We start from the raw sequence: 9477 nt of genomic DNA on the forward strand, positions 1-9477 counted from the left end.
GGGCGCGCTCCGGCCCCGCTATGCTGGGCCGCATGATGGCTCTCCTCCTCGCCGCCGCCATGCTCTGGGTCGGCGTGCATGTCGGCATCGCGGGCACGGCGGTGCGCGCGCACCTCGCGCAGCGGCTCGGCGAGGCGGGGTTCCGCATCGCCTATTCGCTGGTCTCGGTGGTGAGCATCACCCTGCTCGTCATGGCCTGGCAGGCCGCGCCCTATATTCCCCTCTGGACCGCGCCGGACTGGTATCGCTGGCTGATGGCGCTGCTCATGCTGCCGGTCATGATCCTCTTCGTCGCCTCGGTCGCCACCCCCAATCCCACCGCCGTCGCCGGCAAGCTGGGGGAGGAGGGCCCGCGCGGCATTCAGCGCATCACCCGCCACCCCATGCTCTGGTCCTTCGCGGGCTGGGCGGCGCTGCACCTCATCGCCAAGGGCAGCCTCTCGGGCGTGTTGTTCTTCGGGGCCTTCCTGGTGACGGCGCTGGTGGGCATGCCCTCGATCGACCGCAAGCTCGCGGCGCGGGACCCGGCGATGTGGGCGCGCCTCGCGCCCGCCACCTCCATCCTGCCCTTCCTCGCCATCCTGGCGGGGCGGAACAGGCTGGTACTGGCGGAAATCCCGCGCCTGGTCTGGATCATCGGCGGGCTCGCCTGGATCGGGCTGCTGGTGGCGCATCCCTGGCTCTTCGGCTACCCGGCGCTGCCGTTCTGATACGACCGGGCGGGGCTTGATCCCGGGCGCGCGCGCCGCCATTGCATGGCCGGAACATGGAGATTCGGACATGCAGGAAGCCCTGACCGCCCTCGACGCCGGGAATGACGCGCGCGCCCGCGTGGCGCGGCTGGTGCTGGCGCCGCTCTTCCAGCGGGTGGTGATCGGGCTGATCCTGCTGAACGCCGTCACGCTGGGCCTCGAGACCAGCGACAGCATCATGGAGGCCCATGGCACGCTGCTGCTGGCGGTGGATGCGGTCCTCCTCTGGCTTTTCACGGCCGAGCTGGCGCTCCGGATCTACGCCTTCCGCGGCCGCTTCTTCCGCGACCCCTGGGGCATCTTCGACCTCATCGTCGTCGCCATCGCCTGGATGCCGGCCAGCGGCCCGCTCGCCGTGCTGCGCGCCCTGCGGGTGCTGCGCGTCCTGCGCCTGATCTCGGTGGTGCCGAGCCTGCGCAACGTGGTGGAGGCGATGCTGGGCGCGCTGCCCGGCATGGGCAGCATCGTGCTGCTCATGGCGCTCCTCTTCTACGTCTTCGCGGTGATGGCGACGAAGCTCTTCGGTTCCGCGATGGAGGAGGAGTTCGGCACGATGGGCGCCAGCCTCTTCACCCTGTTCCAGCTCATGACGCTGGATGACTGGGCGAACATCGTGAAGCCCGCGATGGAGGCCGAGCCACTGGCGCTGTTCTTCTTCATGCCCTTCATCGTGATCTCGACCTTCGTGGTGCTGAACCTCTTCATCGGCGTCATCGTCGAGAGCATCCAGACGCTGCGGGACGATCGCGGCGCCGGCGCGGCGGCGGCGGAGGCGGCCGAGAGGAGCGCGGACCGCACGGACATCCGCGCCCTGGTGCAGGAGGTCCGCGCGCTGCGCGCCGAGGTCGCCGAACTCCGCGCTCAGCCGAAGAACACGCCGTAGAGGTATCGCCCCGGCGCGAAGGTGGCGAAGAGCCCGGCGATGAAGAGCGCGCCGGCGCCCCCCATCATCGCCCGCCTGTGGCTGGCCACCCGCCCATGCCGGATGGCCCAGACCGCCCAGGCGACATTCACCAGCGTCACGACCGAGAGGATGTGCAGCCAGGAGAGATGGCCGCGCGCCTGGATGCCGAAGGAGGAGAGGGCGCTCAGCACCAGCGCCCCGGCCGCGACGCGCCCCAGCCAGCGATGCGCGAGCCGCCCCTTGGGCAGCAGCATGATCGCGAGGATGGCGGCCAGCGCCAGCAGGGAGAAACCGAGATGGAGGAAGAGCATGGCGGGATCGCCTTTCGTATGTTAGCATCGTCAACATAAGGCGAATGTAAGCGATGTCAACATCAGAGAAACCCTATCACCACGGCGACCTGCGCGCCGCCCTGCTGGACGCCGCCGATGCGCTGCTGGACGAGGGTGGCGACGGTGCCGTCAGCCTGCGCGAAGCCGCGCGGAGGGCCGGCGTCTCCGCCACCGCCGCCTATCGCCATTTCGCGGACAAGGAGGCGTTGCTGGCGGCGGTCGCGCTGCGCGGGTTTGAGGCCTTCGGCGCGGCCATGCAGGAAGCCGTCGCGGCGGGTGATGCCTCGCCCTACGTCGCCCGCGGCCGCGCTTATCTGCGCTTCGCCCTCGCGCGCCCGGGCCGCTTCCGCCTGATGTTCGGCCCGCTGCTGGCCCGCGCCGGCGACCATCCCGCGCTGCTCGCCGCCTCAAAGGCCGCCTTCGGGGCGCTCCAGGCGAATGCGGCAGACCGGGATTCGGCGATCCGGAGCTGGGGCATGGTGCATGGCCTCGCCCACCTCATGCTCGACCGCGCCATTCCCGGCGCGGAAGAGCCGGAGGCGCTGATCAACCGGCTGATCCGTTAGAGCTTAATCCCATCCATCTGGATCATACCCTGCTGCGGCGAACATGCGCTGACACTCGCGCGGGGTGACGCGGTCGAGAATGCGCCCGATGGCGTTCCACAGGGTGTCGATGGTCCGCGCAGCCTCGCGGCGCAGCAGCGCCTTCAGCTTGGCGAACAGGTTCTCGATTGGATTGAAGTCCGGGCTGTAGGGCGGCAGGTAGAGCAGATGCGCACCCTTGGCCTCGATGAGGGCCCGCACGGCCGGGCCTTTGTGGCTGCTGAGGTTGTCCATCACCACGATGTCGCCGGCCCGCAGTTCCGGCACGAGCGCTTGCTCCACCCAGGCTTCGAAGATGAGCCGGTTGACTGGGCTGTCGATCACGAAGGGCGCGACCACGCCGCTGCTGCGCATCCCGGCGATCAGCGTGGTGGTTTTCCAATGGCCGTGGGGGATTGCCATGCGCAGGCGCTCGCCACGCGGGCAGCGGCCATGGCGTCGGGCCATGTTGGTGCTGGCCCAGCTCTCGTCGACGAAGATCAGGCGCTCAGGATCGAGGTCGAGCTGCGCCTCGAACCAGGCTTCGCGCCGGCTCAGGACGTCGGGGCGTTGCTGCTCGGCTGCGTGCGCGGTCTTTTTTTGCGCGTGTAGCCGCGACGGTCGAAGAAGCGCCAAAGCGTGCCGTAGCCGAAGCGCAGGCCCCGTTCGGCAAGGGCTACGCGCAGTTCCAGCAGCGTCATGTCGCGCTGCGCGTGAAACACTTCGAGGATCGTCTCAGCCTCGGCCTCCACAACATGGCTGCGCCGATCACCACCAAGCGGACCGTGCATCGGCACCGCACCCTCGGCGGCAAGGGTACGCCAGCGGCTGACGCTGGCTGCGCTGACCTTGAACCGCTCGGCCGCCTGGCGGTGCGTGAGGCCTTCTTCCAACACCGCAGCCAGCGTGCGCTGCCGTAGATCCAGTGAGAGCGCCTTCGACATCCAGCCCGGCCTCCACGCTCCGGAAGACAGCGTGAATCAGAAAACAGCCGTTCCGGGAATCCCCACGATTCAGTCAGACCGGATGACGCTCTAGCGCATGATCCGCTGGGGTGGAGTCACCGAAGCGGTGAATCACCCTGCCCACACGGCGAGACCGTGATCCAGCGATGGCGGGTCACGGTCTCATCGGTTCGGGTTCAGATCGGCTTGCGCATGTATTGCACGCGCTTGCCGTTCCGCCGGTCCACCGCCTCGCCGCAGGCGGTGAAGCCGAGCTTCTCGTGGAAGGCCAGGCTCTCCGGGTTGGGCGGATCGAGGTTCACCTCGCAGACCAGCAGGTTGGTCATCTCGCTCTTCGCGATGCGCGTGAGGTCGTCATACAGCGCGCGCGCGACACCCTTGCCCCGCGCCCCCGGCGCCACCACCACGCGGTCCACATAGGCGAAGTAGCTCTCCCGCGCGGTGAACCAGGCGTGGTTCGGCCCCTGCGGCGGGCTCGCGTGGTCGAAGGCGATGAGGAAGGCCTGGCCGTCCGTCGTCATCCGCGCCGCGAAGGCATGGCTCAGCAACCCCTCCAGCGCGGCCGGGGTCAGCGCGTTCACCCGCTCCGCCTCGGCATTGTTGAGGGCGAGCAGGGCCGGCATGTCGGCCGCCGTGATGTTCCGGATCTCCATGGCCCCATGATTGGCACGAGTTTCCCGCACTGACGAGGGTGACGCCCGGGGCCTCCACACGCCGGGGCGGCCGCCGCAGGAGCCGCAGCCGCCCTGGCCGCATGATTCGGGGCAGATTCACGCAATGGCTGATTCCAGCCCTGTGCGATCTGCTCTAGTGAGAGCTGGCATGAATTTCCCCACCCATCCCGCCCGCGAATCCCTCGTGGGCGAGCTCCACGCCCGCCCGGCCATCCCGATCCATGGCCCCGCGCGCCTGTCGCGGCTTGCGATGCTCGCCCCCGACCGCGCGGCGGAGGAGGCGCATCTGGCCGCCCTCTGCGCGCGGCACGGCGTGCAGCCGCCCGCGCCGGGCGCCACCTGGTTCCTGGCCGATTTCGGCGCCTTCCGCCTGCGCTTCGAGCGGCACACGGAATTCACCGGCTGGAACTTCGTGGCCGATGGCGCGGACCCCTCCAAGCCCTTCGAGAATCCGGCGCTGGCCGCCCTGCCGCCCGAATGGCTCGCCACCCTGCCGGGCCAGGCCATCGCGGCCATGCACATCACGCTGGTGGACACCGCGCCCGAGCTTTGCGGCTTCGCGGGCGACAGCCTCTCAGGCGCCGCCGTCGCGGGCGGCGAGGCCATGGTCTTCACCGATTTCCGCCTGCATGCCGATGGCACGACGCATATCCTGGTGGCCGAGCACCCCTCGCCCCTCGTCGCCGGCCGCCTCGCCCAGACCCTCTGGGAGATCGAGACCTATCGGGCGCTGGCCCTGCTGGCGCTGCCGGCCGCGCGCGCGGTCGGCCCCGGCCTCGCTTCCGCCTCCGAGCAGCTGACCCGCCTCTCCGAGCGCCTCGCCTCGCTCGAGACGCTCGAATCCGAGCGCGAGGCGCTGGAAGAACTCACCCAGATCGGCGGCGAGATCGAGCGCGCCAATGCCGCGACGGCCGAGCGCTTCTCGGCCAGTGCCGCCTATCACCGGCTGGTGCTGCGCCGCCTCTCGGAGTTGGGCGAGACGCCGCTGGTCGGCCTGCCCACGCTGACCCGCTTCCTCGACCGCCGGATGGAGCCCGCCATGGCGACCGTCTCGGCGACCGGCGCGCGCATCTCGGCCCTCTCGGTCCGCACCGCGCGCCTGGTGGACCTGCTGCGCGCCCGCGTGGCCGTGACGCAGGAGGCCCAGGCCGAGCAGCAGCTGGCCACACTCGCCGGCACCGGCCGCGCCCAGCTCCGCCTGCAGCAGACGGTGGAGGGCCTCTCCGTCGCCGGCATCACCTATTACCTGCTGACCGTGGTGGGCTACCTGCTGAAGCCGCTCCCCTGGGAGAGCTACGGCACCAAGGTCGAGACCATCATCGCGATCCTGGTGCCGCTGGTCGCGGCCATCGTCTGGCTCAGGCTGCGCAAGCGGCGCCTCGAAAGCGAGGCCTGACGCAACCCAGGCTCCGTTCGGCGTTTATCGGGGCTGAACGGAGGTTCCATGCGGATCAGCGCCGGCTGCGAAATCATCTATGATTGCCCCCAGCCCACCCCCATGCTGCTGATGATCAGCCCGCATCCCTCGCGCCTGCCCGACCTGCGGGGCCCGCACGAGATGCGGTTCGACCCGCCCATCCCGCACCGGAACTACCGCGACAGCTTCGGCAACACCTGCACCCGCATCACGGCGCCGGCCGGCCGGATCACCATCGGCACGCGCTTCGTCATCCAGGATTCCGGCCGCGCGGACGAGGTGTCGCCCGCCGCCTGGCAGCGCCCGATCGAGGAACTGCCCGACGACAAGATCATCTACCTGCTGGGCAGCCGCTATTGCGACACGGACAAGCTCGGCGAGATCGCCTGGTCGCTCTTCGGGCACCTCAGGGGATGGAACCGCGTGCAGGCCATCTGCGACTGGGTGCATGCGCACATCACCTTCGGCTACCAGCATGCGAGCGCCACGCGCTCCGCCTCCGAGGCGTATCAGGAGCGGCGCGGCGTCTGCCGCGACTATGCGCATCTGGCCGTGGCGCTCTGCCGCTGCGTGAACCTGCCCGCGCGCTACTGCACCGGCTACCTCGGCGACATCGGCGTGCCCGACAACCCGGACCCGATGGATTTCGCCGCCTGGTTCGAGGTCTTTCTCGACGACCGCTGGCACGCCTTCGACCCGCGCAACAACACGCCGCGGATCGGCCGCATCCTCATGGCGCGCGGCCGCGACGCGACCGATGTGGCGATCGCCACCACCTTCGGCGCCTGCACGCTGGCCGGCTTCAAGGTCTTCACCGACGAGCTGGTGAGCTGAGGGGCGTCAGCCGTTCCGCCACCCCGGCGGCACATGCCGGAACGGCAGGGAAGCGAGATCCAGCGCGGCGGGCCCCGGCACGTCGCATTCCACGATGGCGCTGCACAGCGGGGCGAAGGCGGCGCGGAAATGGTTCTTCGCCTTGTTCGCCAGGAGCCGCACGCCGGCGAGGTCCACGCCGTGCAGCGCGAAGAAGGCCGGGTCCACCGCCGCTTCCTTCCGGCTGGTGAGGATGATCCGGAGCTTCCCGGCCCGCACCATGGCGGTCGGGCCCAGATCCACCGGCGCGCCATGCTCCATGGGCCCGGTGTTGAGGAAGCGCCCATGGGTCAGCGCCTCCACCACGCCCGAAAACGGCACGGGCGGGCCGAATTGCCGCGTGGTGCGCGCGCCCAGATCGCGCGCGAAGGCGCCGCCCACACCCGCCGCGCGGGCGGCGGCCACGGCGTCGGCGTCATGCAGGAAGCAGAAGAGCGTCTCCACCTCGGGCGGCGCCTGCATCAGCACGCGCAGCAATCCCGGCGTGTCGGCGACCCCGCCCGAGAGCGGGTTGTCCGCCGGATCGAGCAGCGCGACCAGGCCCGGCGGGGCCGCGAGCGCGGTGGCCAGCGCCTCTTCCGGCGTGGGCAGGCTCACCGCGAAGCGCGCGCGCCGCGTCTCGATTTCCGCCACCAGCCGCTTGGCCAGCGCGCGCGCCGCGCCATGCTCCTCCGCCCAGACCATGGCCGAAGGCCCGGCATGCGGGCTGTCCCCCCAGGCGAAGCCGCCGAAGAGCGAGGCGTCGAGGATGGGCGCGTGCTCGGCGGCGCGGGCTTCGGCCCAGACCTCGGCCATCGGCCCTTCCGCGTCGCGCATGTGAAAACTGTGCAGCACCATGGGCAGCTTCATCAGCGCGCCGTGGTTGGTCTTGCCCTGGAGCGCGCGTTCCAGAAGCCGCAGCGCGCGCAGCGCCGTCTCCGCCATGTCCACATGCGGATAGGTCCGGTAGACGGAGGCGCCATCCAGCAGCCCCACCATCTGCGGCGAGACATTGCCGTGGAAATCGAAGCTCGCCACCAGCTTCACGCGGGGCCCCACCAGCGCCCGCACGCGGCGGATGATGGTGAGGTCCGCCTCCGGGTCGCTCTCCGTCACGCAGGCGCCATGCAGCGAGAGATAGACGCCGTCCCAATGGCCGCGCGAAAGCCCTTCCTCCACCTCGCTCATCCAGGCCTCGAAGGCGAGGTCGCTCATCGGGCCGCCGGGCTGGGCGGCGGCGCAGCGCAGCATGGCGAGCTGCCAGTCCGGCCGTTCGGCGACGAAGGCGGCGAGCGCGCCAAGTTCCGTCGCCGTCCCGGCATAGCGGGAGAGCGCCTCGGCCCCCGAGAGCCATTCGCGCCCCTGGAAGGCGGAGAGCGGCGTGGGCTCGGGCGCGAAGCTGTTGCCCTCGAACCAGAGGCGGGCGGCGGCGATCTGGGGCATGCGATCCTTGGCGGGAAAGAAATTTCAAAAAATGAATATTTACGCCGATGGCTCCATCGGGGCGGACCGTGCTTTCATCGCCCCGAAACGACCGAGGATCAACCGGATGATGCGCCGCTCGCTGATCGCCTCTCCCGCCGCCTTCGCCATGGCCGGCGGGGCTTCCGCGCAACCGGCGCCCCCCGCGCTGGTGATCCACACGGCGGGGCAGGGCAGCCCCTTCGTCACCTATGGCGAGGCGATCGCCGCCCTGCTCGGGCGCAACGGCGTCACGGCCACGGTCGCCGCCAGCACCGGCTCCCTGCAGAACCTGACGGCGGTGGAGGACAACCCGAACGCGCTGGGCACCGCCTTCCTGGGCTCGGCCTGGGATGCGCTGCAGGGCACGCCGGCGGCGGGCGGGCGGCGGCACACGCGCGTGCGCGCGCTCTGGCCCATGTATGAGACGAGCTTCCAGGTGGCGGCCCTCGCCACCAGCGGCCTGACCCGCTTCGCGCAACTCGATGGCAAGCGCGTGGGCGCCGGCCCCGCGCGCGGCCCGGCCGAGACCTTCCTCCAGGCGGCGGCGGAAGCGGCCGGCATCCGCATCCAGATCGTCAGCGGCAGCCCGGCGGAGATGACCGAGGGGCTGCTGGCCGGGCGCATGGATGCGCTCTGGCAGGGGGCGATCGTGCCCATCCCCTCCATCCTCGCGGCCCTGGCGCGGGCCCCGGGCGTGGTCTTCGGCCCCGGCGCGGAGGTGGTGGCGCGGGTCACGCAGCGCCTGTCCATGCTGGCGCCCACCACCCTGCCGCCCGGCACCTATCCCGGCCAGACGGCGCCGATCGAGAGCTTCGCCGCCTGGAACTTCATCGTGGCCAATCGCGCGCTGAGCGAGGCCACCGCCTATGCCATCACCCGCGCGGTGCTCTCCGTGGCCGATCCGGCGCGGGACATCGGCCCGGTGGCGGCGACGACACGGGCGGCGAACGCGGCGCATAACCGCGTCCTGCCCTTCCATGCGGGGGCGCTGCGCTACTACCGCGAGGCCGGCGTGCCGCTGGCCGCCCCCCTGGCCGCCCCGGTGGACTGACCCGGCTGGATCACGACGGGCGCGGCCCGCGGCCCAGGCGGCGGCGCGGCCGTGCCGGTGCGCGTCTCGGCCGGGCCCGTGGCCGCGGGCGGCCGCGGGGGCGCCGCCGGGGCAGGGGCGGGCGGCGCGCTGACGCGGGGCGGGGGCGGGGGCGCGGGCGCGGCTGTGCGGGGCGGCGCCGGAGCGGCCGCCACCGGCCGGCCCGTTCCGGGGAAATTCTGGTTCATCTGCCGCTGCCGCTCGGCCCGGCGCTCGCGCTCGGAGGGGGCCGTGGCCGGCCGGCCCTGCGCCTCGCCGGGGCGGATGAAATCCTGGCCCGGATCGCGGCCATCGCCGAAGATCACCCCATTGGGCGCGACCCCCTGCGCCATCGGCGCCGCCACGGGCGCCAGCAGCAGCAGGGCGGTGAGGGAGAGGCGTTTCATGCGGCGATGTCTCCTCCTGTTGCGCGGCGCGTCCTCCCTTCCGCTCCGCCTTTCCCG

At 71.3% G+C, this 9477-nt stretch carries 11 protein-coding genes; 6 read left to right on the top strand and 5 right to left on the bottom strand.

Annotation, left to right across the window (positions count from 1 at the left end; all coding sequences use genetic code 11):
• Positions 1-32: 32 nt before the first annotated feature.
• A complete protein-coding gene (locus ACQ860_RS19710) occupies positions 33-710 on the top strand; it encodes an NnrU family protein (RefSeq protein ID WP_431305037.1) in 678 nt (225 codons plus the stop codon).
• A gap of 70 nt (positions 711-780) precedes the next feature.
• Positions 781-1635, top strand: coding sequence for an ion transporter (locus ACQ860_RS19715; RefSeq protein WP_431305038.1), 855 nt, complete (start codon positions 781-783; stop codon positions 1633-1635).
• On the opposite strand, the gene ACQ860_RS19720 is transcribed toward ACQ860_RS19715, so the two are convergent.
• Positions 1614-1967, bottom strand: coding sequence for a hypothetical protein (locus tag ACQ860_RS19720; protein ID WP_431305039.1), 354 nt, complete (start codon positions 1965-1967; stop codon positions 1614-1616). The two genes, ACQ860_RS19715 and ACQ860_RS19720, sit on opposite strands and share 22 nt — an antisense overlap.
• Before the next feature lie 53 nt (positions 1968-2020).
• Here ACQ860_RS19720 and ACQ860_RS19725 point away from each other — a divergent pair, with 53 nt between their 5' ends.
• Complete coding sequence (locus tag ACQ860_RS19725; protein ID WP_431305040.1) at positions 2021-2554, top strand: TetR/AcrR family transcriptional regulator; 534 nt, start codon at positions 2021-2023, stop codon at positions 2552-2554.
• Between the two features lie 3 nt (positions 2555-2557).
• On the opposite strand, the gene ACQ860_RS19730 is transcribed toward ACQ860_RS19725, so the two are convergent.
• Together ACQ860_RS19730 and ACQ860_RS19735 are read right to left on the bottom strand one after the other, a co-directional pair.
• Positions 2558-3516, bottom strand: a protein-coding gene (locus tag ACQ860_RS19730) for an IS630 family transposase (protein ID WP_431302838.1) whose coding sequence is annotated in 2 segments (ribosomal slippage) — positions 2558-3165 and positions 3165-3516 — 960 coding nt in all. Because the reading frame shifts where the segments join, the coding sequence is not laid out codon by codon here.
• A 197-nt stretch (positions 3517-3713) separates the two neighbouring features.
• On the bottom strand, positions 3714-4190 hold the full coding sequence (locus ACQ860_RS19735) for a GNAT family N-acetyltransferase (protein ID WP_431305041.1): 477 nt from the start codon (positions 4188-4190) through the stop codon (positions 3714-3716).
• A gap of 169 nt (positions 4191-4359) precedes the next feature.
• Here ACQ860_RS19735 and ACQ860_RS19740 point away from each other — a divergent pair, with 169 nt between their 5' ends.
• Complete coding sequence (locus tag ACQ860_RS19740; protein WP_431305042.1) at positions 4360-5607, top strand: DUF3422 family protein; 1248 nt, start codon at positions 4360-4362, stop codon at positions 5605-5607.
• A 48-nt stretch (positions 5608-5655) separates the two neighbouring features.
• Complete coding sequence (locus ACQ860_RS19745; RefSeq protein ID WP_431305043.1) at positions 5656-6462, top strand: transglutaminase-like domain-containing protein; 807 nt, start codon at positions 5656-5658, stop codon at positions 6460-6462.
• Between the two features lie 6 nt (positions 6463-6468).
• Here ACQ860_RS19745 and ACQ860_RS19750 read toward each other — a convergent pair whose 3' ends face one another.
• Entirely contained in the window at positions 6469-7923 is a 1455-nt protein-coding gene (locus ACQ860_RS19750) for a M81 family metallopeptidase (protein ID WP_431305044.1), read from the bottom strand.
• 106 nt (positions 7924-8029) lie between these two features.
• On the opposite strand from ACQ860_RS19750, the gene ACQ860_RS19755 reads away from it, so the two are divergent.
• Positions 8030-8995 carry a TAXI family TRAP transporter solute-binding subunit gene (locus ACQ860_RS19755; RefSeq protein ID WP_431305045.1) on the top strand — a complete coding sequence of 322 codons (966 nt, stop codon included), beginning with the start codon at positions 8030-8032 and terminating at the stop codon, positions 8993-8995.
• Here ACQ860_RS19755 and ACQ860_RS19760 read toward each other — a convergent pair.
• Complete coding sequence (locus ACQ860_RS19760) at positions 8941-9420, bottom strand: hypothetical protein (protein ID WP_431305046.1); 480 nt, start codon at positions 9418-9420, stop codon at positions 8941-8943. The genes ACQ860_RS19755 and ACQ860_RS19760 overlap by 55 nt on opposite strands.
• Positions 9421-9477 lie beyond the last annotated feature (57 nt).

The organism is Sediminicoccus sp. BL-A-41-H5 (assembly GCF_050632405.1).
In the GTDB taxonomy this organism is placed as follows: domain Bacteria; phylum Pseudomonadota; class Alphaproteobacteria; order Acetobacterales; family Acetobacteraceae; genus Roseococcus.